We start from the raw sequence: 24,866 nt of genomic DNA on the forward strand, positions 1-24,866 counted from the left end.
ACCCCCTATGAGTGTGTTAAAAGTTTTTCATACTTCATTATTTTAACACGAAACATATTCATCTGAGACTTATTCATCGACAACTTATCATGAAGGCGTTACAATTTATATGGTAAAAATCATCATATCAAATATTTATATATAAGTATTAGGAGAAATCACTATGTTAGACGTCTATCACTTTGATCAATTATTAACAAAGCAGTGCTTAGAACTAGAGAAGTACTTGCAATATCTCATCGACAGTAATCAGCGCGTTATGCACTTGCGTTTTGTTCCTGTCATTGACGAGCAATTCTTGTCATTTTCTAAACATGAACAAATCAAAATGGCACAACAACCACCTGTTAATCGTCAGCAACTTGCTTATCGACTAGCCCTTGATTTTAAAGCAGCACAGCTAGAAGGTAATAAAAAGGCACGCCATTTTTTGATGCACATGCAAGAAGCATTAGTAGCAAAACACAAAGATTACAGTGAAGATTTAGTTCAAGAGGTTGCTGAATTTTTGGATATGGATACAGATGATTTCCTTCATAACAGAATGGATATCGATACAATTAATGCCTTAATTGCTGAACAATCTTATGTCAAAGATAATATTGCACATACAACACCTAGTATTTTAATTGAGAACTATCGTCAAAATCTGGCTGAATGTTTTAGAAATTGTACTTTACAAGATCTAAAAGCTTTATTTGAACCCGATGCGCAAACACCACCAACCAACCTACCAGCTGCGCACACAATTTTCTCTAAAAAGTCACCAAAACTTGTTTAACAATCTCACATAAAAAGACGTACCGGATATCCGATACGTCTTTTTATTAGTATGTCATTAATGACAAGAATGGTACTTCGCCACTTGACATAATCTTGTCACGACCATTTAGATCGTTCAATTCAATAATAAATGCAACGCCAGCAACTATACCACCTAATTTTTCAATAATTTCGCGTGTCGCATTAATTGTCCCACCTGTTGCGAGAAGATCGTCAACGATCAAAACACGTTGGCCTGGTTGAATAGCATCCTCATGAATTTCCAAAACGTTAACGCCGCCATATTCTAATTCATAAGTTGATTGAATGGCTTTACGCGGTAATTTACCACCCTTACGAGCAGGGACAAAACCAATACCCATAGTATAAGCTAAAGGTGAGCCAACAATGAATCCTCTCGATTCAGGACCTGCAATTAAATCAACATTTAAATCCTTAGCAAAATCAGCAATAGCATTAATGGCCTGCCGATAAGCCACGCCATCTCCCATTAACGGTGAAATGTCTCTAAAACTAATACCAGGTTCTGGATAGTTTTTCACAGTTGCAATGTAATTATGTAAGTCTACCATTTATCATTTAATCCTTTATAAGTACACGTTTTATTTAAAAATGACACACGCTATTTTACTTTATTAAAATAGCGTAAATAAGTTGTGGATTGTGATAATGCTTTTTGTGGTGCATTTTCAATAATTTTGACGAAGCCATTATCGATTTTAACAAATCCCAACTCCAAAAACACTTGTACAACAACTTTCAAATCACTTACTGAAGCACCAAGTTGCGACGCGACATCAGGTAAATGGTGCGCAAAATTTAAACTTTGATGTTGCATGATATATTTATAAGTCATTGCAAAACGTTGTTTAACCGTTATGTCATCGTTTGAAGCCACATGTTTAATATCCAGCATCATCAATTGCAATGTTTGCCGACCACGGAAGTAATTTGTACCAATTGTTGCCACAAACGAAATATTAGTGGACTGTGTTACAACTGGTACCCAATCCGGATGGTTGAAACCAACAGCCTCGACATCAGATTGCAAATTAGCTAAGGATAATTTAACATGCTGTTTCAAGTTACCCATCGTCGTCGCGTTCATAATTTTAGGTTCTTCAAATACAAAAACAGGGCGTTGATTATCTGTGCCAAATGGTTCCAACAAGGTCAGTGATTCATACGTACTATTATTAATCGTATCAGACGGTAATAATAAATTAACTTCAATTGGTTTAGTCACTAAGGTAATTGTACTATTTTTAGCCTTGATTTTTTCACGTAATGTTGCCAAAGATGTTACAGACAACGATAACCCAATGGCACTGGCATGACCGCCAAATGTAGTATACGTATCTCGAAATAGCGCCATAAACTGATATAGGTCAAATGCACCATATGATCGTCCAGACCCTTTTAATATATCATCTTTTTGACTGAGGATAATCGTCGGCTTCTTTGTTAATTCCACAATACGACTTGCAACAATGCCTAAAATACCTTCATGCCAATTTTCACCACTTAATAACAATATCTTATCATTCTGATATTGTGGTGATAATGCTAAAGATTTAGCTTCTGAAAAAACTTTTTCAACGACTTCTTGCCGTTGCTTATTAATCGCTTCAACTTCTTTAGCTAAAGCTTTTGACTCATCTAGATCTTGACTTAATAGCAAATCGAGCCCTAATGAAGCGTCTCCCATACGGCCAACTGCATTCAATCGTGGTGCTATTTTAAAAGACACCGTTTCTGAAATGACGGGTTGGTTTTTGGCCTGCCCAGCGTTTTTCAAAAGATATTGAATACCCGGCCTTGGACTATCGTTCATTTGCTTGAGTCCCAATGACACCAAAACACGATTTTCATCAGTTAACGAAACCATATCAGCAATTTCACCCATAGCCACTAAATCAAGCATTTCCGTGGGTAATTGGCTGATATCTGTTATTGCTTCCCCATCGCTTAATAACGCTTGTGCAACTTTAAAAGCAACACCAACGCCTGACAAATCATTAAAAGGGTAGTGCCCTTCAGGATGTCTGGGATGCACAATAGCGTACGCCTCAGGCAATGTTGGTGCAAGCTCATGATGATCGGTAATAATGACATCAACACCTAACGCTTTAGCGCAATTAACAGCATCATAACCAGTCACGCCATTATCAACTGTGACGATAAGTTGCGCACCATCTTGAATTAATTTTTGATAAACGGCTTTATTAGGACCGTAGCCGTCATTAAATCGATTAGGAATATAATAGGAAACATCCGCACCCAAGATAGCCAAGGCCTCATACATCACAGCTGTACTGGTTAAGCCATCTAAATCATAATCACCATAGATAACGATTTTTTCGCCACCAAATGCTGCATCTTGTAACCGTTCTACTGCCTTATCCATATCATGTAACAGCATTGGATCGTGTAATTGTTCAATACTAGGCGACAAATATTGATATGCGCTCTCGGCATCTGTATAGCCCTTCTGCGCCACAATAGTTGCTGTAAGCCGACTAATATCCAACCGTGATGCTAATTCATCTACAACCTTTGGATTAGGTTTTGGTAAAATTTTCCAATTATTTTGTGTCATTGCCTACCTTCTTAAATGGAATTTCAATAATATCAAAATCACGTACGACGCGTGTATTTGGAAAGACATCACGTACATCGTGGATCAATTGATTAACTTGTGGCCCAATATAGCGTGCTGACAGATGGGTTAAGAGTAACGTGCCAACATGAGATTGAATCGCCGTCTTAGCAGCATTTAAACTCGTAGAGTGTCCGTGAGCCTTGGCCATTTTATTTTCTTCTGGACTACTACCGTAAGTACTTTCATGTACTAACACGTCTGCATTATGCGCTAACTGCAGACTATTATCGTTTGGCCGTGTATCCAAAATAAAGGTAATAATTCGACCCTTTTGTGCCTGACCAATAAAGTCTTGGCCATTAATTATCCTGCCATCTGGTAATGTGACTTGCTTGCCAGCCTTCAATTGACCATAAATGGGACCAGCCGGAATATGTGCTGCTTGTAATTTATCAACTTGCAATTCACCAGGATGGTCTTTTTCCGTCACTCGATATCCCCATGTTTCAATACGATGTTTCAAAGGTAGGGCTTCAACGGTAAATGTATCATCATCAAAAATAATACCGCTCGTCGTCTCAACATAATGAACTGGATAGGTTAATCGTGTCTCCGACACACGTAAAGCAGTCTTCACAAAATCTTGAACACCCTTTGGTCCGTAGATTGTTAAAGGTTCATTTCTATTAGCACCTTGAAAAGAGCGTGAACTCAAGAATCCAGGCAAACCAAAAATATGATCACCATGTAAATGAGAAATAAATATTTTTTCAACTTTTCGGGGCCGTAGCGTTGTTTTCAAAATTTGATGTTGTGTTGCTTCACCGACATCAAACAACCATACCGCATTTCTCTCCTCTAGTAGACGAAGTGCAATACTTGTAACGTTACGAAATTTTGATGGTTGTCCTGAACCAGTTCCTAAGAATTCAAGTTGCATAAGTATATTTCCTAAATTAGTCTTCATTATATAATGTACGTTCAAAACAAACTCTACGTACTAACTTTTAACTATCCAATTTTATCACACTTTGTCATTGTTGTTTGACATGTTTCGCCATCATTTCAAATTGAAATGAACACCATTATAGCCTTAAGCGATTGAACTGATTCCCGCCATACTAGCATTTTCCCTAAAAAAAGCACTTAAACTTTACTTTTATTTTATATTCTGTATAATTAAATTTGTTGTATCAACAACTCGACCATTCTCTGCGATTGACGTCTCACCTGTCGTCTTTCTCGGATTATGGCGACAAATTAGAAAGGTGGTTAATGATATGGCCCTTACACAAGAACGTAAGAACGAGATCATTAAGGAATATGCTCGCCACGAAGGCGATACGGGTTCAGTTGAAGTACAAGTTGCAGTTTTGACTGCCGACATCAACGAATTAAATACTCATATGGGTATTCACAAACATGATTTCCACTCACAACGTGGTTTGATGAAGAAGATTGGTCACCGTCGTAACTTATTGCGTTACCTCCGTAACACAGATGTTCCGCGTTACCGTGAACTAATCCAACGCCTCGGTTTGCGTCGTTAATCAACAGATTAACTTTAAACCCGTATTAAATTTAAGGAGAAAAGACATATGCCTGTTATTGAATCAGCAATTCAACGCGTCCGTCTAACAAAGAAGCAACATGACCGCAATGAACCTCAACTCAGTGCTTATCGTACAGCTGTTAAAAAGTTTGAAAAAGCTGTAAATGACAATGCTGATAATCTAGAAGAAGTACACAAAGCAGCCATTTCAGCTATTGATCGTGCTTACTCAAAAGGTTTGATCAAGAAGAACAAGGCTAACCGTGACAAGTCACGTTTGGCAAAATACGTTAAGTAATTTAAACGAAAGGAGGTGTGCTTTATGGCTACCCCATCTAACAAGAATTCTAAGTCACACAAGCGCAATCGTCGCGGTCATATTGGTTTGAATGTTCCAAGTATTGTTTTGGATCAAACGACCGGTGAATACCGTGTTTCTCACCGCGTATCACCTTCTGGTGTTTACAACGGGAAACAAGTTGTTGACAAGAAGTAATAAATGATTTCTGGCCTGTTCATATCGAACAGGTTTTTTTATTCAATTAAATTATCTTAAGATACTTTTCATTTATCATAAAGTACATAACTTATAGTGGAGAATCCATGATTAAATATGTTACGCTCTATTAGTATCATGACATATATAAAGCGCATAAATATATTATCGTCGCTAATACATCAACATTAACTAAAATAACAAAAGGAAGTCTCTATAATGCCATTAGACGGTCTCTTTACGCATGCCCTCGTTCATGAATTAAATGAACTGATTGTAGGCGGTCGAATTACAAAAGTACACCAACCCTATCCTAATGAAATTGTTCTTGTTGTCCGTAACAACAGTACAAATTACCCGCTCCTATTAAGTGCTCACCCTACTTATGCCCGTGCGCAAATTTCTTTCATCCCTTACGAAAACCCACAGGTTGCGCCTAATTTTGTCATGTTTTTACGCCGATATTTAGAAGGCGCTAAAATACAAAGTATTGAACAAATTGATAATGATCGTATTATTAACTTTTTCGTTAATACTCGTGACGAATTAGGAGATATTCAATCTGTACGCCTCACCTTAGAAATGATGGGACGCCACTCCAATCTCTTTCTTGTTCGCCAACAAGATCAACGTATCCTTGATTTAATCAAGCACGTTCCTGCCGATCAAAACCGTGTTCGTTCATTAATGCCAGGCGCAACATACACTTTACCACCACAACAAAATCTAATTAATCCCTTTACAAGTTTAGATAAATTAGCACCACTTGTTCTTGATAACCCTTCTGAAGACTGGGCAAAAGTCATTCAGTCTACTTATCAGGGATTTAGCAAAGAAAGTGCTCAATCTCTGGCATTAGCATTAAAAAATGCCACGAATACCATGCAACAAGCCAAAGATTGGTTATCAGGATTTGAAAACCTATCACCAACACTAGGTATTAAATCGGATCAATCATTGAGCTTTTCCGCTTTTAATTGGCCTAATACTTACCGTAGTCAACAGTCTTATCAAAGTTTAGGTGAACTACTCGATGCCTATTATATTGGTAAAGCCGAACGAGAAAGAGTGAATCAGCAAGCCGGTACACTTATTCGCATTATTAAGAATGAATTGAAAAAAATAAAAATAAGAAAAAGAAATTAAATCAAACATTGGCCGATGCGGATAATGCTAATCAACTCAAAGTAATGGGCGATTTGCTCATTACTTACCCTCATCTTGTGTCAAAAGGAATGAAAAAAGTTGCTATCGAGAATTATTATGATAATAATCAGCTTTTGACAATTCCTTTAGATGAGAAACTTGATGGTCTTAAAAATGCCGAAAAATATTTTAATCGTTATCGCAAATTAAAAAATGCCGTAGCCTATGTTGATGAACAACTCGTGCTAACAGATAAAGAAATTGATTATTTCGAAACTATTTTATCCCAATTGGATGTTGCCTCTCCAAAAGATATTGACGACATCCGTCAAGAATTAATTGGTGAAGGTTATATTCGACAAAATAAGCGTAAAAAGCAAAAGCCAAAAATATCTAAACCAGATCGTTTTATGAGTACTGATGGTGCTTTAATTGAAGTTGGTAAAAATAACCTACAAAATGAACGATTGTCTTTAAAACAAGCTAATCGACGCGATATTTGGCTACATGTTCAAAAAATACCTGGATCGCATGTCATTATTCATGACGATAATCCAAGCGATAAAACATTAATGGAAGCGGCACAACTCGCAGCTTATTTCAGTAAAGCACGCGAGTCAGCTAATGTGCCTGTTGATTACTTACCTGCTGGGAAGCTCAGAAAGCCCAATGGCGCTAAGCCTGGTTTTGTTATTTTTGAAGGGCAACAGACATTATATGTGACACCATCGGCTGATTTACCTCAACAGCTTAAAATAAAATAATCATATTAAAAAGCCACCACACGTCCGTATGGTGGCTTTTTAAATTTGGTTTGGAATAAATAAGTTCCCTAAAGTTGCAGCCATTACAGCCTTAATTGTATGCAAGCGATTCTCTGCCTGTTGAAACTGATAAGCATACGGTGCATGAAAACTTCATCTGTAATTTCCATCTCTGAAACACCATATTTAGCATAAATATCTTGTGCCATCTGTGTTTTTAAATCATGAAAAGCAGGTAAATCATGTAATACAATGGTATTTGAATTCGCTGTTTTTAACTAAGGCTTGATTAATTTGGTAAGGAGAAAGCAAACGAATCCGTTCGGCAAAACTTTCTTCTTCACCCATCGAAGCCCATACATCTGTATACAAAATATCAGCTCCATTGACCCCTTGATCTACATCATCTGTAATCATTAAGTCAGCACCTGAAATTTGTGCCTTTGACTCTGCAATAGCTTGAATGTCAGTGCTTGGTTGTAGTGCTTTTGGTGCAACAATATGCACATTGACGCCTAGAATAGCCCCCGTCACTAGTAACGAATTGGCAACGTTATTACGGCCATCACCCAAATAAGCTAAAGTTAACCCTTCAATTTTACCAAAATGCTCTTTAATTGTTAAGAAATCAGCCAACATTTGCGTCGGATGCCACTCATCTGTCAACCCATTCCACACAGGAACACCAGAATATTCTGCTAATCCATCTACTGTATTTTGACTAAAACCACGGTATTCAATGGCATCATACATACTACCTAAAACTTTAGCCGTATCAAATAGTGACTCTTTCTTGCCGAATTGAATATCATTTTTACCTAAGTATTCTGGATGCGCACCCAAATCATTTGCTGCGACTGTAAAAGCAGAACGTGTTCTAGTTGATGTTTTTCAAATAAGAGTGCAATGTTTTCCCTAATAAATAAGGGTGTGGTATGTTTTGCTGTTTAAGCGATTTTAGATGGGCAGCAAAATCAATTAAATACATTAATTCATTTGTACTAAAATCAATTTCTTTTAAAAAACTTTTACCTTGAAAATGTGATGTCATAGTGTCCGCTCCTGCAAGATATTTAATGCACGTTGAACTTCATTTTGTACATTAGAAGGCGCTGTACCACCTAATGAGACACGACGATCAACAGCTACTTTAGCGTCCAACACCTGATAAATATCTTCATCGATAACACTGGCAGCTTGTTGTAGTACTTCAAGGGACATATCCTGTAATGCTGTGTTCTGTTGAATGCCTTGTAGAACCAATTGGCCAACAATTGCATGCGCCTCACGGAATGGTATACCTTTAGTTGCTAAGTAATCAGCTAACTCAGTTGCATTGGAAAAATCATGTGTTGTACTTTCAAGCATTCGTTCTTCATGAACTGTTAAACCGTTTAGCATCCCCGTAAAGATTTTGATAGATGCCAATACAGTATCCATAACATCAAAGACCTGCTCTTTATCCTCTTGCATATCCTTGTTGTAAGCAAGTGGTAGTGCTTTCATGGTTGTCAGCAACGCCATGAGTGACCCAAAAGTTCTTCCCGTTTTACCTCTGACCAACTCTGCAAAGTCTGCATTTTTCTTTTGTGGCATAATTGATGATCCAGTAGAAAAGTCATCTGAGATTTCAATATAGTTGAATTCGTAGGTTGACCATAAGATCATTTCTTCAGCCATTCGTGACAAATGCATCATTAATATTGATGAATTACTGAGAAATTCCAAAGCAAAATCACGATCTGATACTGCATCTAAAGAATTGTGATAAATTTGATTAAATCCAAGCTGTTCAGCAACGAAAGCACGATCAATAGGAAATGTTGTACCGGCTAAAGCTGCAGCGCCTAAAGGTAATATATTCGTATGTTTTTGATTAAATTCGAAACGTTCATAATCACGTTGGAACATCTCAAAATAGGCTAACAGATAGTGTCCATAAGTTATAGGTTGGGCATGCTGTAAATGTGTATATCCTGACATAACCGTATGACTATACTTATCAGCTAATTGAACAAGTTCATGCTGTAACTCATCTAAGGCATCTAAAACACGAGGCAGACGGTGCTTCACCCACAAATGAAAATCTGTTGCGACTTGATCATTTCGAGAACGTGCAGTATGCAATTTACCAGCAACTGACCCAATTTTTTCTGTTAGCAGCGCTTCAATATTCATATGAATGTCTTCATTTTTAACATCAAATGTTAACTGTCCATTCAACAAATCTTGTTGTAGTAGCTCCAAGCCTTCAGTAATCTTTTGAGCTTCATCTGCTGTAATAATTTGTTGCTTACCTAACATTTTAACGTGTGCCAGAGAACCTTCAATATCTTCTGCTGCCATTTTTTGATCAAAATGAATGCTAGCGCCAAATTCATCAACCCATTCTGCTGCTTTGGCGGTAAAACGTCCGCCCCATAGTTTATCTGACATTAAATCTCCGCTTTCATCTTTTTCTTTTGAGAATGTACATGATTGACTTGTTCATATACTGTATTGCCTAACGTCCATAGCTTAATGAAGCCAACGGCTGCTGCTTGATCAAATGAACTAGAAGATGTATATGTTGCCAAATCTTCATCATACAAAGAGTTTGTTGCTGATTGACGTGCCACTGCAATCGCATTTCCCTTGAACAACTTCATCTTTACAATACCATTCACTGTACTCTGAGTAGCATCAATAAAGGCCATTAATGAATCGAATAATGGTGAAACCCACTTAGCTTCATAGGTTAGGTTAGCGAGTTGTTGCTCAACAATTGGCTTAAAATGTGCCACATCACTTTCGAGCGTCAAATCTTCCAAATCTTTGTGCGCTGTCATCAAAACTGCTGCTGCCGGCGCCTCATAAATTTCACGTGACTTAATCCCAACAAGACGATTCTCAATATGATCGATACGACCAATACCATGTTCACCGGCAATTTCATTAACCTTAATAATTAAGTCAGATAGTGGCATTTCAACACCATCCAAAGCAACGGGAATACCTTTTGCAAATGTAATATCAATAAATTCAGCTTCGTTAGGTGTATGCTCGATAGCCTTTGTTAGTGCATAAGCATCTTCTGGTGCCTGATGCCATGGATTTTCTAGAATCCCAGCTTCATTAGCACGTCCCCATAAATTTTCATCAATAGAGTATGGTGAATCTAAGTCAATAGGCACTGGCACATCATGTGCATGAGCGTACTCAATCTCTTCTTCACGTGACCATTGGAAATCACGAATTGGTGCTTCAATTTTCATATCTGGATCTAATGCATGAATTGCGGCCTCGAATCGCACTTGATCATTACCATGTCCTGTAGAACCGTGTGCAATTGTCGTTGCTTCATTTTCATGTGCAATATCGACCAACTTCTTAATAATGAGCGGACGAGACAATGCCGATACCATAGGATATTCACCTTCATAAAGCATATTAGCTTTAATCACTGGCGCAACATATTGATCTGCAAATTCCAACTTGGCATCGATAACAATAGATTGAATCGCCCCAACCGTCAATGCCTTTTCTTGAATCATCTGCATGTCCTTACCATGTTGACCAACATCTAAGACAACAGCGATAACGTCATATCCTTTTTCTTTTAACCACGGAATAGCAACCGAAGTATCTAATCCACCTGAATAAGCTAAAACTAATTTCTCTGTCATAATATTTAATCGCATTTCTGTCAAAAGATCAGATATACGTTTCCTCCTGTTTGTTTTGTATATTATTACTTTAACGCTTTTGTTTTATTTATACAACACAATTCTCTGTTTATACACCAAAACGATGAATATCATCATTTTTATTCAATTTTATACAAAAAAAGGCATAATACTGATGTATTATGCCTTTTACAATATATGTTTCTTATCGACTACTACGTGCCATTCTTTTTTCAGCAAATCCTAATGCTCGACTAATACTAAACGTCAAAACAAAGTAAATAACTGATGTAATTAACAGTGGGAAAAATGGCTTAAATGATGCGCCTTGAATAACGCCTGTTTGGAACATCAACTCACCTACACCAATCACTGAGACTACTGAACCTTCCTTAATAACTGTCACGAACTCATTACCCAACGCTGGTAATATATTTTTAACAGCCTGTGGCAAAATAACATAGCGCATTGTTTTACCATTAGACAAACCAAGTGATCGTGCCGCTTCCATTTGACCGGCACTAACAGAATTAATACCTGAACGAATAATTTCCGTCACATAGGCTGCTGAGTTAAGTCCCATGGCTAACGCTCCGGCAGCAAACGCACTCAAATTAAGACCAATAACCTGTGTTCCGAAAAATACCATGAATGCCTGAACCAAGAGCGGCGTACCTCTGACATATTCAACATAAATATTCGCGATAGCCTTTAAGATGAAAGCACGTGACAACTTCATCAAGGCAAGTACTGTACCCAAACCAACACCAACAATCACCGCAATCGCAGCTAAGGCTAATGTGTACAATGTTCCTTTAATAAATAAATTACCGTACTTTGCCCAAAAAGAATCATTGGCAAACATTAACTTGTTGGCTTCTTTTTGGAATTTTTCAAACTTATTAGTGTTCTTAATATCGTCTATTGTTGCATTGATTTTTGCTTGTAATGCTGGGGAATTCTTTGGCATTGCAACAGCCATACTACCTTCGGAAGAAGATGGCTTTGGATAAATCAATTTAAATGCCTTATTCTGTTGCGCATAAGCTTCACCAATGGGACTTGCTAGAACAACACCGTTAACCTTACCTGCTGACAACTGTGATACAAGATCAGGTACTTTCTGTAGGCTAACAACTTTAGAATTTGGTATATCATTTTTGGCAAAAGTTTCTTGTGTAGTTTGACGTTGAGCCCCAATTTTTTGACCATCGAACGAATTGATATTATTTGTAAACTTCTTTTCGTTTTTCTTCATAATCAATACAGTTTGCTTTGAAGAAAGATAAGGCTTTGAGAAATCTACAACTTTTTGACGTTCTGGTGTATCAACAATACCTGAAATAATAATATCAATTTTTCCAGTTTGTAGCGCACCAATTAACCCGTCAAAGCCCATTTCTTTAATGACCAATTTAACGCCTAAATCTTTAGCAATCTGCTGAGCCATGGATACATCAAACCCAACAATCTTATCTTGGCCATTAACGGTCGAATGAAATTCGAAAGGTGCATAATCAGCTGATAGTCCAACAACTAATGTGCCCTTTTTTGTATTTTTTCTAGTGCAGGATCTGTTTCTTGCGCACTTGCAACTGGTGCTGTCGCCATTAATAATGGGATTAACAACCCTAATGTTGCTAAAATCACACCAATTTTTTAAATAATTTATTTCCCATATGTATTCTCCTAAGATGCGAATATTAAATATAATTAAACATAATTTATCATACCTAGCTATAAATATTTATTCAAGCTTATTTTACCTTTATACATCTCATTACTGCATATTATTTCTTTTACGCATAAAAAGGCGTTTATTAAAATAAACGTCTTTTAGTCCACTTTATTGATTCATGACAGGTAATGTACTATTAATGAATTGTGCCGTTACATCTTGCCAGTTGACCTCTGATAATTGCTGACTATACTGTGTTAATCTTACAAGACGCCAATCATAAACTTGATTATCATTAAACTCATCAATATATGGCTCAAATTGTCCATTAGTTTGTAAAATGAGGTATCCAGCAAAGGCTTCAACAAACTCTTCAGATGTTACAACTAAGCGTTCTAAATTACCATCAATAAAGAAAGCAACAGCCAACTGTTCCCCATGCCATGCACTCTCAAAAGCCCATTTCAAACTAATCCAGTCAGAAATCGTAATGCCTAAATTCAACAAATAATCTGCCGATAATCTAATATGAATCGGGTGCTTTGTTGAAGCAACCTGACTTCCCTTTTGATCAAGTTGCTCTGAAAATAGTAAACTTAATTTTTCAAGTATTGATACAGAAGCAGCTGTCTTTTCATGACACACCGCTTTATACTCATCAATGCGCATTGGCACTGTTTCAAGTACAGTATGTGTATCTAAATCCGTTAATGTTCTAATTTTTTCAATATTATTCATATGTGTATTGTACCATGGTTCAAATCGAAAAAGCAGCTCTACGAGCCGCTCTTCTTTATTCGAATCCTTCCTCCAAAGCTTCTGGATAGAATTCACGTATAATTTCAGCTTCATGCTTTGATAATTCAGGAAACGCTGGATCAGCGCCCAAATCTTCGTGATACATACGATCACGTGGTGATACTGCACCTTTAGCATGTGCCACATTAATTAAGAAGCCATCATAATCTGTCGCATTTTCAGCTTGGTTAGCTGGATAAACATGTAATTGTGATGTCATCAAAATTAAGCGAACATCTGCATTTAGAGAATTTAATAACGCTTCTTGTTCATCAGTTACAAACAGTGTCAACGCTGCCTCAGAATTTTTCCCAATTAATTCATTAACACGTGCTTGCTCTAGCGCCTTGTTTACACTATCGCGTAATTTCATAAACTGATGCCAACGTGCTAATAGTTCTTCAGCACCAGTTAAGTTCTCCACCTCAGGCATATCTGCTAGATATGCAAAAGCCTCATTTTCATGTGGCAAATATTCCCAAACCTCTTCTGCCGTATGTGGCAAAATTGGTAAGAGTAACTTGACCAAATCAAGCAAAGTCTTATAGAATACGGTCTGCATTGAACGACGTACATGTCCTGTTGGTGCTTCAACATAAACAACATCTTTAGCAATATCAAGATAAAATGCTGATAAATCAACATTAATAAAGTTAATCAAGCGATTAAATACCGCTTTAAATTGATAAGTATCGTAGGCTTGTCGCACATCTTTAACCAATTCGTTAAGTAACGTATAAAAATACTGGTCATGAGCTGCCAAGTCATCATAAGCGACACTATCTGTCTCTGGATTGAAATCTGTTGTATTTGCAAGTAAGAATCGCAAAGTATTTCTTATCTTTCGATAACTCTCAGAAACTTGCTTTAAAATATCATTTGAAACTGGCATATCAGCTGACGTATCAACTGTTACCGTCCACAATCGTAATATTTCAATTCCCATCTTATCTGCAACTTCTAATGGTGAAATAGTATTTCCCAATGACTTAGACATTTTATTGCCGTTTTGGTCCATCGTAAATCCTTGAGAAATAACATTCTTATAAGGTGCCACACCATTAACTGCTACTGAAGTAATCAACGAAGAATTAAACCAACCACGATACTGATCAGAACCTTCCAAATAAACATCAGCGGGATAATCTAACTCTGAACGTGTATTTAAGACACCATTCCATGAAGATCCAGAATCAAACCAAACATCCATGATATCTTCTTCCTTGGTAAATTCACCATTTGGAGAATGTTCATTGGTATATCCTTCTGGGAGCAACTCTTGAGCTGAGTGCTCAAACCAATAGTTTGAACCGTGTTTTTCGAATAGCTGGGCAATATGTTCAATAATATCACGATCTAAAATTGCCGTACCATCTTCTGCATAAAAAATTGGCAATGGTACGCCCCAAACACGCTGGCGTGAAATAACCCAATCACCCCGATCGCGAATCATATTGTAGAGACGTTTCTTACCCCATTCAGGATAAAAATTAACTTGATCAATTTGATCTAGAATGTCTTGGCGGAACTGATCAACTGATGCAAACCATTGTGGTACCGCTCGCCAAATAATAGGTTTCTTGGTACGCCAGTCAAATGGATATGAATGTGTTATTTTTTCTGTTGCCATCCACAAATTAGCACGCTTTAATTTATCAATCACAATATCAACAACATCATCATAGAACTTGCCTTCTAAGTCAGGACCAGCTTCTGAAGTCATAAAGCCTTTAGCATCAACTGTAACATCTGCTGGTAGACCATATGCTTTACCAACATTATAATCATCCTCACCAAATCCAGGTGCCGTATGCACTAATCCAGTTCCAGAATCCAATGTAACATGATCAGCATTCATCACTAATTCTTCAACATTTTGATCCCATGGATGTTGTGCTGTAATGCGATCTAATTCTTTACCTAAATGTGTTGCGACAACTTCATAATCATTCCAGCCAAAACGTTCAGCACTTTCAGCTAACAATCCAGCCGCCACAACAAACTTTCGATCATCATTGGCTGGTTGAACTACTGCATACTCAAAGTCTGGTCCCAGTGTGATACCACGTGATGCTGTGATTGTAAATGGTGTCGTTGTCCATACAATGAGATAGGTATTATTATCTAAAATACCTTTACCATCTTTAACACGGTTGGCATAAAATAAAGAAGTTGACTCAATATCATGATACTCGATTTCAGCTTCAGCCAAAGCTGATTCAGATGACCATGACCAATAAACAGGCTTAGCACCTTTGAAAATATAGCCTTTATCTGCCATATCACCGAAAACACGAATTTGCGCTGCTTCAAACTCTGGTTGCAATGTAATATAAGGCTTATCCCAATCAGCCAGTACACCCAAGCGCTTAAAGTCTTGCCTTTGCTTCTTCACTTGTTCCAGAGCAAAGTCACGAGCCAAATTTCGCCAAGCATACTTTGGCATTGATTTGCGATCGTGCCCTGCTTTAGTTAATTGCTGTTCAATAGGCAACCCGTGCGTATCCCATCCTGGAACATAGGGAGCATAAAAGCCTGTCATATTTTTATAGCGAACAATAATATCTTTAGAAATTTTATTTAAAGCATGACCTAAATGAATATTTCCATTGGCATAAGGTGGTCCATCATGTAAATTAAAATGAGGTTTCGTCTCATTTTGAGTTAATCTTTCATGATATAAATCATTCGCATACCACTTAGCTTGACGTTCGGGTTCTGTTTTTGGCAATGAGCCTCGCATTGGAAATTTAGTTTTTCCCAAATTCAATGTATCTTTATATTTCATATCAATCTCCTATATTTATCGCTTTAAAATCACAAAAACGTCCCATGCTGTTAAAAAATTTAACAACATGGGACGTCTTTAAACGCGGTACCACCCACTTTTGATAGAAACAATATCATTGATATAACGCCCTATGGCTATTCTATCCTTATACAGTTTTAACGATCTGCACCGGAAAAATTTACTTAAATTTCAAAATTTCATTATAAATAGTGGATCTGATTAATAACAGGGACGATCATCTCAAACCATCATGACTCGCTGGGCGTTTACTTATTAATCTTTCTATACTATTAAAACTCTGTTTATTTAGTTTCCTCTGCATCGGGGAAAACCACAACGGGGCCTTCAACATGATTGTTGGTCGTTGCTTGTACTTCTTCAACTAAAGGTGCTGATTCTGATTCGTCGACCACTTCAGTGTTTTCCTCTTCAGAATCAGCCTCTTGCTCATCAGCCATATGTAAAGGTTCTACTACCTTAGCTGCTCGTTCTTCAGTCGCTTTGCCAAGAGGTAAACGATGCACGGCGCTAGCCAACGCATCATTTTCTAGTAGTGTACGCTGTTCATCTAACAATTGCAAGAATGAATCTTTAAAGCTCTCAACTTCTTCACGCAATTGGTTTTGCTCAGCTACTAAATCAAGATTTTCTTGAGCCAAATTTTCGGCTTCTTGTGAAGCCTTAACCCGAGCATCATCAATAATTTTAGTTGCTGACTCTTGTGCGTGTGTTAACTTCTTTTTAACTTCTGTATCCGTTTCAGCTTTTAATCTATCTGCAGCTTCTTGTGCAATCAAGATAGATTGATTAACTTGGTCACGCTTAGATTCTAATTCATCTACCTTGGCTTGCAAAGCAGCATTTTCTTGCATGAGTCGACTACGTTCATTTAAAACAGATTCATAATCTGAATTAACACGATCTAAAAATTCATCAACTTCACTTGCTATATATGCCTTAGAACCTTTTTTGTAAACTCATGTTCTAAAATTTCATCAGGTGTTAAAGCCATTACTATCTCCTTAATTACCACCGACAACTATCGCCGAATAATATTCTCGATTGCTTTTATTTTATCCTTTTTAGTCCGACCGTCAAGACCTTTTAACTGAAATCTACCATAATGATGCACCGAGACAATATCATTGATAGTTATTAGGCTGTCTGGCTTTTCAACCACTGTCCAGTTTAACCGCACCTGTCCTGATTCAATCATTTGTTTAGCGACAACGCGTGATAGATGATAACTGGCAGCAACAAGCGTGTCCAATCGTAGCGAACTCACCAGTAAAAATTGTTCTTCCCACGCTTTCGAAGTATCAATCATTTTATTTAAAGGTAGTGCTGTTACCTTTACTGTAGTGCGCCCAACTTTAACAAAATTCTGCTGAATATAGGTAAATATTCGTTTATCTACCATTACTTGCCAAATATGCTCATCATTTAAAATATCACCAATAGCCTTACGTTGAAGACCTAATCCCAATAAGGCACCCAATATTTGTGGATGCGATAAAGTAGTGAATTTAATTGGATAATCAATTTGAAATAACGTCATCTCAAAGTCTAAATTATCTTTTGAAAAATACTCTGGGGTAATGATTGCGCGCTGACTTTCAGCCTCGACACTACCACCGTCAAAAAATATATTAAGATCTTCAATAGGTTGTCCAACCATCTTTAAAATGTATTGCTCACGTGGATTTAAAAACGGCGTTAGAATAGGTCTATATTCATCACTGGATTGTGATAACCAATCATGGCATTGCTGTACAAATTGGTATTCATCTTCTCTAAAAAGTGATTGTTGTTTGGAATGGGGCATCATTAACCTAAATAAAAGCGGAAACTAAATACTGAAGTCCACTTCTAGCAAACTGCAATACGATAATTGCTACAACTGGAGAAAAGTCAATCATCCCAATTGGTGGAATGAATCGAAAAACACTCAAATATGGCATCACAATTGAGCCTAACCATTGGTGTAATCGTGATCGTGTTGCTCCAGGCAACCAGGTCATAAGTATATAAACGACAATGGCATATTCATAAAGCATCATCGCTCTGAAGATTAAATTAAATATTAGTGTCATAGTTAATACCGACTATTGGGTTCTAAATTATCCGTTAACGTTCCCGATATTTCAAAAGTATTAGGTGTCACCAAAAAGATTGATTGGCCAATACGTTCAATTTCACCACTAACTGCAAAGACAACACCACCAAGAAAGTCTAAAATTCTCTTAGCTTGGTCCTCATCAATTTGTGTAAAATTAACAATGACTGCCTCGCCGTTTAATATTTGTGAAGAAATAGCACGTGAATCAGAATAAACCTTAGGTTCAAATAATGCAATTTTATTACCAGACGAAGCTGCTACACCATGTACATTTGACTGCCGTACACTTGCCTGTGGCCGATTGAAATACTGATGTGAATCAGACTGAGATTGATTATGTGGTGTTTCTGAATAATCATTCTCGTAATCATCCTCATAGTATTCATCGTCACTATTAAACAGTGACTTTATCTTTTCAAATGCCATACTGACTCCTAACGCTTCTTAAAAAATGGGGGATTATCTAAATCATCTTGTGAGTTATTGCCTAAATCAAGATTATTATCATTTTGTGCAGGTGATTTAAAAACATCAAATGACTGCTTTTCAACACCGTCAAAACGCTTATCATCAGTAAACGCGTTCTTGTTGTTATCGGCAATGTTCCAATCTGCAAATGGATCATTACGCTTAACTGGTTGTTGATTCATTGGTTGTTCTGGTGCTGGTGTGAAATTTGAACCGGCATTAGGATTAATTGGATTACTCTTTGGTGCTGTATTTGGCACTTGCTGTTGTGTATTACCCGCAGCATTACCAAATACACTTGAGGCAGGTTTAGTTGCTGCACTTGCACTAGTATTTTTCTTTTCAAGACGCTCAGTAACGGCTTTTTGAAGTCCTGTGGCAATCACCGTAACACGAATACTATCTTCTAAGTTTTCGTCGATTGATGTACCAAAGATAACGTTAACGTCGCGACCAGCTTCTTGAGAAATAACTTCTGATGCTGTCTGTGCTTCAAACAAAGACATGTCTGGTCCACCAGTAATGTTAAGTAATACGTCTTCTGCTCCAGCCATATCTACTTCTAACAATGGAGATGAAATGGCTTGCTTTGTTGCATCAGCAGCACGTGTCTCACCACTTGCTTGTCCAACACCCATCAAAGCAGGACCAGCATCTTGCATGACTGTTTTCACATCAGCAAAATCAAGATTAATAAATCCAGGGTTTGTGATAAGTTCTGATATACCACGCACGCCTTGCGCCACGACTTCATCAACTACTCTAAAGGCTTCTGAAAGTGGTGTCCGTAGATCAATACGGTCCTTCAAACGTTCATTGGTAATAACAATTAATGAATCAACGCTTTCAGATAATGCTTGCAAGCCTTCAGCTGCGTATCGTGCACGCTTTGGTCCTTCCCACTGGAAAGGACGTGTGACAACAGCAACTGTCAAAGCACCTTGCTCTTTAGCAATGCGTGCAACAACTGGCGCAGCACCATTTCCTGTACCACCACCCATTCCTGCTGTAATAACAACCATATCAGCGCCTTTTAGTGCATCTGAAATAGCTTCAGTAGATTCTTCAGCTGCCTTTGTACCACGTTCTGGATTTGAACCGGCACCTAGTCCACCTGTTAATTTTGGACCAATTTGAATCTTGGTATCAGCTTGAGACTTTTCTAGAGCTTGAACATCAGTATTAGCAACGATGAATTCGACACCGCCTACGCCTTCTGCAATCATGTGGTTAATGGCATTAGAACCACCACCACCAACACCGATCACCTTAATAATAGCACCATTATCGATGGCTTCTTCTACAGTAAAATCCATGAGGTTACTCCTTAAAATATATCGTTAATCTTCGAATAAATTACTTAATTTTTGACGTGCCTTTGCAAACCAACTTTGATTAGTCGATTCACGGCTATCGCCAGCATATTGATCATTTACAATTAATCGTGTATCAGCTGGTTCGTTGTTATTGGTTTCAATAACTTGATTTGGGTATGCTGTAATCTCTGGTTCCCGACGGCTCATAATGACCTGCTTAATGACAAGCTGTGTCATATTTTCGCGTGATGCGTAAAGCGCGTAGGCCATAGCTCTTGCGTAAGATGGATGTCGCAATCCGATCTGATCAGGTACGAATAACCGAACGTTTTCACCCAAAATTTTCTTTGCAAAATCTGCCATACGTGGCAATGCTGCATTACCACCCGTCAAAACAAATCCGCCAGGTAATTGTAAAGCATTGATCTGGCTTAAATGTTGATAGATATTACTATAAATTTGTTCTAAGCGTGCTGCAATAATTTCAGCTAAATACTTTTCATCGACTAACTTAGGATTTGGTTCTCCAACAATAGCAACCGGAAATTCATTATCTGCACTGGCTTGGCTTGGATCAGCAAAACCATAATTACGCTTTAATTTCTCAGCATTACCATAAGATGTTCCTAGAACGGTAGAAATATCATGCGTAACATAATCTCCACCTTCTGGATCAACATAGGTAAATTTCAATTTACGGTCATGAATAACAGAAACTGTTGTTTGTCCACCACCCAAATCGATCAAAACAGTACCAAAATCTTGTTCGCCATCGTCTAAGATACTATTACCCATGGCTAATGGTGCTAGTACAAATTCTTTTAGCACGAGACCAGCTTTTTGAATTGCCATTCGTGTATTGTCAATAATTTTACTTGGTCCAACATAAGCTGTTCCACGCATCTCTAGACGAACACCGATCATTTCATGAGGGTCTTTGATGGCATCAAAACCATCTACAATAAATTCATCTGGAACAAGATCAATGACATCACGATCTGCTGGCATACTTCTTGAAAGTGCCTGTTCTGCAACGGCTTGAACATCTTGATATGTAATACGTTTGTTCTGATTTGCGACTGAAACCAGCCCATCTACTTTAATAATTTCTAATTGGTTAGCGGCTATACCGACTACCACATCTTTAATTTGATAATTTGCTTTTTCTTGTGCTTGATCGACTGCTTCTCGAATTGCATTGGCGGTTGCATCGATGTCAACGATAATACCGCGACGCAAACCTCTGGATTGTGCAATTCCCGCACCAATGATATTAAATTGGTTACCTATTAATTGTGAAATCACTACCTTAATAGAAGTTGTGCCGATGTCGATACCAACCGTCACGCCTGAATCATTCATTCGCCGTGCCCCTTTACAATTTATTTTGGACAAAAGATACCTAATATAAATACTAACATAAAATCACCATATCAGGCTACGTTACTAACGCTTTGTATTGTTTTTGTCATGATTTTGACCATAAGTATATGAGTAAGCACCAAATTGTAAATCCACAATACCTTTTTGTGGCATTTGAGCTGCTATACCCGGATAATAAATAATTTTCTTACCAAAGGTCCCAATTGAGGCATATACCGTATTGCCATCATTCATATTAATTACTAAACGATTAGGATTAGACTTTATTGGCGAAAATGTAATTTGACTAATATTTTGCCTTAATGTCAAATCTAAATCTGCAAAACTTTGTGCAGTCTGAGCTAATTTACCTTTAGAACCAAAATCTTTATAAATTGGTGCACTACCATCCGGCGTTGTCACTTCTTTTACACGATGGCCCTTACGATCTAAGGCATACCATTTTTCTTTTGTATTGATGAAACCAGCTGTGACACGTTCTGAAACTTCCACATTAACTTGATTACCATTCAGTCCCAAATGAATATCTTCTATTTTATGATTTTTTTGAAGAAAATTTGTTTCAATAAAAGCTAATTGTCCAGCAACACGCCAGCGCGGTGTGCCTGGTTTAATATTTAATTGCTTTTGAATTGTTTTAGGGTTTAATAACACAGCATTCACTTTAACGCTTTGAACAACACGCCATGGTTGTATTATACAGATTACGATTGCTATTAAGCTCAAGAAAATAAAAAATGACAAATATAATTGTTTTGGTTGCCGTTTTAGGAAGTTCAGCAAAATATATAATTTATCAGCAAAATAATCCTTACTAGCCATAAACTACTCTGCCTTATCTGCAACCGCATCCAATAATAACGCGTACAATCTGTCCCCGGCATCAGGCATGCCAATCTTAGCTGATTGAGCTGCCATAACATCCCCAAAATCTTGATTCAACAATAATTTATCACTAGCTTCTGCTAATTTAATACCTGATAAATCAGGTTCTTTAATCATTAGAGCAGCACCAGCATCAACCAGACTTTGCGCATTTTTCGTTTGATGATCTCCAGTCACATATGGTGAAGGAATTAAAATAGAAGGAATACCTAACGCTGTAATCTCAGCAATTGATGTTGCCCCAGCACGAGAAACAATAGCTGATGTTTCAGATAATACTTCAGGCATATTATCAATATATGGCAAAATACGCACATTATCTGATAATTCAATTTGCTTTTCAGTTAACAAATCCAGCATATTTTGATAACGTTTAGGGCCGGTCACAATCACAACCTGATAAGTTTGTTGATTGAAGTGTGGGATAGCCTCTAGGACAGCTAGATTAATAGCTGGTGCTCCTTGAGAACCACCAAAAATTAACAATGTTTGTCGATCATCTCTTAAGCTAAGCGTTCGCCATGAAAAATGAGATTTAATATTAGCTACCTGTTGTGCTCGTGGATTTCCAACAAGAACAACCTTGCCTTTAGGAAACTCATGTTTGGCCATTTCAAAAGCAATACCAACTCTTGTCGCACCACGTGATAAGAACTTATTAGTTACACCTGCTACAGAGTTTTGTTCATGAATAACTGTTGGTATATGTAATTGTTGGGCTGCATAGACGACTGCGCCACTGACATATCCCCCAGTACCAACAACAACATCTGGTTGGAATTCACGAATAATTTTTTAGCTTGTTTGACTGCTTTTAAAAACAATCTAATCGTCTTAATATTTTCAAATGATAGCGACCGTTTAAAGCCTTGTACTACCAATTGTTTAAATGGCATGCCCGTTTTCGGTACAATATTTGCTTCAACACCACGTTCTGAACCGACATATAAAAATTCTGAATCTGGCTCATGGTGTAGCACAGCTTCGGACAGCGCCAAAGCAGGATATATATGGCCTCCAGTACCACCGCCTGATAGTATTACTCGCATAATTCCCTCCTTCAATTTAAATATTCAGTGTTGCTTCTAACGCTTTAACGAATAAATCACCACGCTCCTCAAAAGAACGATATTGATCCCAGCTAGCTGCTGCTGGAGAAAGCAACACCACATCCCCTGCTTTTGCTTGCGCAATAGCTATTGGTGCAGCCGTCATAACATTTTCAGTCACAGTAATATTTTGAATACCGGCGATTTTAGCCAATGACACAACTTTATCTGCTGTCTCGCCAAAAGCAATAACTGATTTAACATGTTTTAAATTATCTTTCATTCGTGTTAAATCATCGCCACGATCTAAGCCGCCAGCTAACCAAACAGTTGGCACATCGAAACTGTTAAGGGCTTGCTGGGTCGCTTCAATATCTGTTGCCTTAGAGTCATCGTAAAATTTAATACCATTATGACTAAACACGAATTCTAATCGATATTTAACACCACCAAATTGTGACAAAACTTGACGCATACTTTCAATTTTGACACCAGCTAATTTAGCAACACTCACCGCCGCCAAAATATTTTCCAAGTTATGGGGCCCAACCAGTTTAATATTATCTAGTGGCATAACTATCTGATTATCAACTAATAAGTTATCCTGATCTGCACCAGCATAATAGCCAGATTGTTGTCTAGAAAACATCGTTACGGCTGCTTGTGTATCTTGTGCAAATCTCTGGCTGTCCGCAATATCTGCATTCAATACTAAGTGCTGTGTGGCTAATTGATGCTTTGTTATTTGAAACTTTGCTTTAACATAGTTCTCACGACTACCATGATAATTTAAATGTGAAGCAAATATGTTTGTCACTGCGGCAATATCAGGCTGAATATCTGGCGTTCCCAATAATTGAAAGCTGGATAGTTCTAATAATAAGGTATCGTCTTTTCTGAGTTGCCCAGCGACTTCACAGACAGGTGTCCCAATATTACCAGCTGTTACAACTGATTGCCCATCTGCTTGTAACATGTCACGAATGAGAGAAACCGTGGTTGTTTTACCGTTTGACCCAGTCACACCAATTAAGCGCCCTTTGAAAGTACTCAAGGCCACTGTTACCTCTGTTATTATTGGAATATTGAGCTTTTCTGCTTGTTTAATAATGGGATGTTGATAATTGATACCAGGGTTTTTCACAATGTATTGAAATGAATCATCTACTATATCTGCTGCATCATGATTAATAAACACAACGCCATTCTTCTCTAATGACAGATAATCCTTATCTTTTTCAAAATCATCACGATTAACCACTGTAACTTTTGCACCTAATTCATATAAGCGTTGCGCTGCAGCTTTACCAGAACGAGCCCAACCAAATACTAATATTTTTTATTTTCAAAATCTGATGCCTTCATTATGAT

At 37.6% G+C, this 24,866-nt stretch carries 18 protein-coding genes and 6 pseudogenes; 5 read left to right on the top strand and 19 right to left on the bottom strand.

Annotated features, from left to right (window positions below):
* Positions 1-163 precede the first annotated feature (163 nt).
* Positions 164-781 (top strand): DsbA family protein, encoded by a 618-nt coding sequence (locus LEUFL_RS09680; protein WP_010007713.1) that lies wholly within the window; start codon positions 164-166, stop codon positions 779-781.
* A gap of 46 nt (positions 782-827) precedes the next feature.
* Here the strand turns inward: LEUFL_RS09680 and LEUFL_RS0104280 are convergent, their stop codons facing one another.
* From LEUFL_RS0104280 to rnz, 3 genes are read right to left on the bottom strand one after another with little or no spacing between them, the layout of a single operon-like run.
* On the bottom strand, positions 828-1,355 hold the full coding sequence (locus LEUFL_RS0104280) for an adenine phosphoribosyltransferase (RefSeq protein WP_010007714.1): 528 nt from the start codon (positions 1,353-1,355) through the stop codon (positions 828-830).
* 50 nt (positions 1,356-1,405) lie between these two features.
* Positions 1,406-3,382 (bottom strand): single-stranded-DNA-specific exonuclease RecJ, encoded by a 1,977-nt coding sequence (recJ, locus tag LEUFL_RS0104285; RefSeq protein ID WP_010007717.1) that lies wholly within the window; start codon positions 3,380-3,382, stop codon positions 1,406-1,408.
* Entirely contained in the window at positions 3,369-4,325 is a 957-nt protein-coding gene (gene rnz / locus LEUFL_RS0104290; RefSeq protein WP_010007718.1) for a ribonuclease Z, read from the bottom strand. The genes recJ and rnz overlap by 14 nt, the downstream gene beginning before the upstream one ends.
* A gap of 340 nt (positions 4,326-4,665) precedes the next feature.
* Here rnz and rpsO point away from each other — a divergent pair, with 340 nt between their 5' ends.
* The 4 genes and pseudogenes from rpsO to LEUFL_RS11455 all read left to right on the top strand — a co-directional run bounded on the left by rpsO (position 4,666) and on the right by LEUFL_RS11455 (position 7,343).
* Positions 4,666-4,935 (top strand): 30S ribosomal protein S15, encoded by a 270-nt coding sequence (gene rpsO / locus LEUFL_RS0104295; protein ID WP_010007719.1) that lies wholly within the window; start codon positions 4,666-4,668, stop codon positions 4,933-4,935.
* 48 nt (positions 4,936-4,983) lie between these two features.
* Positions 4,984-5,235: a 30S ribosomal protein S20 gene (rpsT, locus tag LEUFL_RS0104300; protein ID WP_010007720.1), complete on the top strand. Its 252-nt coding sequence runs from the start codon at positions 4,984-4,986 to the stop codon at positions 5,233-5,235.
* 24 nt (positions 5,236-5,259) lie between these two features.
* Positions 5,260-5,433, top strand: a complete 174-nt coding sequence (gene rpmF / locus LEUFL_RS0104305) for a 50S ribosomal protein L32 (protein WP_010007721.1) — start codon at positions 5,260-5,262, stop codon at positions 5,431-5,433.
* 219 nt (positions 5,434-5,652) lie between these two features.
* Positions 5,653-7,343 (top strand): annotated as a pseudogene (locus tag LEUFL_RS11455) (NFACT RNA binding domain-containing protein).
* Positions 7,344-7,382: 39 nt separating this feature from the next.
* On the opposite strand, the pseudogene argF reads toward LEUFL_RS11455, so the two are convergent.
* From argF to murD, 16 genes and pseudogenes are all read right to left on the bottom strand, one after another.
* Positions 7,383-8,394, bottom strand: a pseudogene (gene argF, locus LEUFL_RS11460) (ornithine carbamoyltransferase).
* Positions 8,391-9,779: an argininosuccinate lyase gene (gene argH, locus LEUFL_RS0104320; RefSeq protein ID WP_010007723.1), complete on the bottom strand. Its 1,389-nt coding sequence runs from the start codon at positions 9,777-9,779 to the stop codon at positions 8,391-8,393. Before argH ends, argF begins: the two are co-directional and overlap by 4 nt.
* On the bottom strand, positions 9,779-11,008 hold the full coding sequence (locus tag LEUFL_RS0104325; protein WP_029508646.1) for an argininosuccinate synthase: 1,230 nt from the start codon (positions 11,006-11,008) through the stop codon (positions 9,779-9,781). The genes argH and LEUFL_RS0104325 overlap by 1 nt, the downstream gene beginning before the upstream one ends.
* 205 nt (positions 11,009-11,213) lie before the next feature.
* Positions 11,214-12,687 (bottom strand): annotated as a pseudogene (locus LEUFL_RS11465) (ABC transporter substrate-binding protein/permease).
* A gap of 167 nt (positions 12,688-12,854) precedes the next feature.
* Positions 12,855-13,424, bottom strand: a complete 570-nt coding sequence (locus LEUFL_RS0104335) for a hypothetical protein (protein ID WP_010007731.1) — start codon at positions 13,422-13,424, stop codon at positions 12,855-12,857.
* 55 nt (positions 13,425-13,479) lie between these two features.
* Positions 13,480-16,272: an isoleucine--tRNA ligase gene (ileS, locus tag LEUFL_RS0104340; protein ID WP_010007733.1), complete on the bottom strand. Its 2,793-nt coding sequence runs from the start codon at positions 16,270-16,272 to the stop codon at positions 13,480-13,482.
* Between the two features lie 305 nt (positions 16,273-16,577).
* A pseudogene (locus LEUFL_RS11470) lies at positions 16,578-17,287 on the bottom strand (DivIVA domain-containing protein).
* Between the two features lie 27 nt (positions 17,288-17,314).
* Positions 17,315-18,103 carry a YlmH family RNA-binding protein gene (locus LEUFL_RS0104350; protein WP_033192915.1) on the bottom strand — a complete coding sequence of 263 codons (789 nt, stop codon included), beginning with the start codon at positions 18,101-18,103 and terminating at the stop codon, positions 17,315-17,317.
* Between the two features lie 4 nt (positions 18,104-18,107).
* Positions 18,108-18,368, bottom strand: coding sequence for a YggT family protein (locus tag LEUFL_RS0104355; RefSeq protein ID WP_010007737.1), 261 nt, complete (start codon positions 18,366-18,368; stop codon positions 18,108-18,110).
* A gap of 2 nt (positions 18,369-18,370) precedes the next feature.
* Positions 18,371-18,820, bottom strand: a complete 450-nt coding sequence (locus LEUFL_RS0104360; RefSeq protein ID WP_010007738.1) for a cell division protein SepF — start codon at positions 18,818-18,820, stop codon at positions 18,371-18,373.
* 8 nt (positions 18,821-18,828) lie between these two features.
* Positions 18,829-20,178, bottom strand: coding sequence for a cell division protein FtsZ (ftsZ, locus tag LEUFL_RS0104365; RefSeq protein WP_010007739.1), 1,350 nt, complete (start codon positions 20,176-20,178; stop codon positions 18,829-18,831).
* A 24-nt stretch (positions 20,179-20,202) separates the two neighbouring features.
* Positions 20,203-21,540, bottom strand: coding sequence for a cell division protein FtsA (gene ftsA, locus LEUFL_RS0104370; protein ID WP_010007740.1), 1,338 nt, complete (start codon positions 21,538-21,540; stop codon positions 20,203-20,205).
* Positions 21,541-21,624: 84 nt separating this feature from the next.
* Entirely contained in the window at positions 21,625-22,383 is a 759-nt protein-coding gene (locus LEUFL_RS0104375) for a cell division protein FtsQ/DivIB (RefSeq protein ID WP_010007742.1), read from the bottom strand.
* A gap of 3 nt (positions 22,384-22,386) precedes the next feature.
* On the bottom strand, positions 22,387-23,058 hold the full coding sequence (locus tag LEUFL_RS13505; RefSeq protein ID WP_373419073.1) for a UDP-N-acetylglucosamine--N-acetylmuramyl-(pentapeptide) pyrophosphoryl-undecaprenol N-acetylglucosamine transferase: 672 nt from the start codon (positions 23,056-23,058) through the stop codon (positions 22,387-22,389).
* Positions 23,059-23,130: 72 nt separating this feature from the next.
* Positions 23,131-23,495: pseudogene (locus LEUFL_RS13510) on the bottom strand (glycosyltransferase); the annotation flags it as partial.
* 16 nt (positions 23,496-23,511) lie between these two features.
* A pseudogene (murD, locus tag LEUFL_RS0104385) lies at positions 23,512-24,860 on the bottom strand (UDP-N-acetylmuramoyl-L-alanine--D-glutamate ligase).
* Positions 24,861-24,866 lie beyond the last annotated feature (6 nt).

Source organism: Leuconostoc fallax KCTC 3537 (genome assembly GCF_000165675.1).
In the GTDB taxonomy this organism is placed as follows: domain Bacteria; phylum Bacillota; class Bacilli; order Lactobacillales; family Lactobacillaceae; genus Leuconostoc_B; species Leuconostoc_B fallax.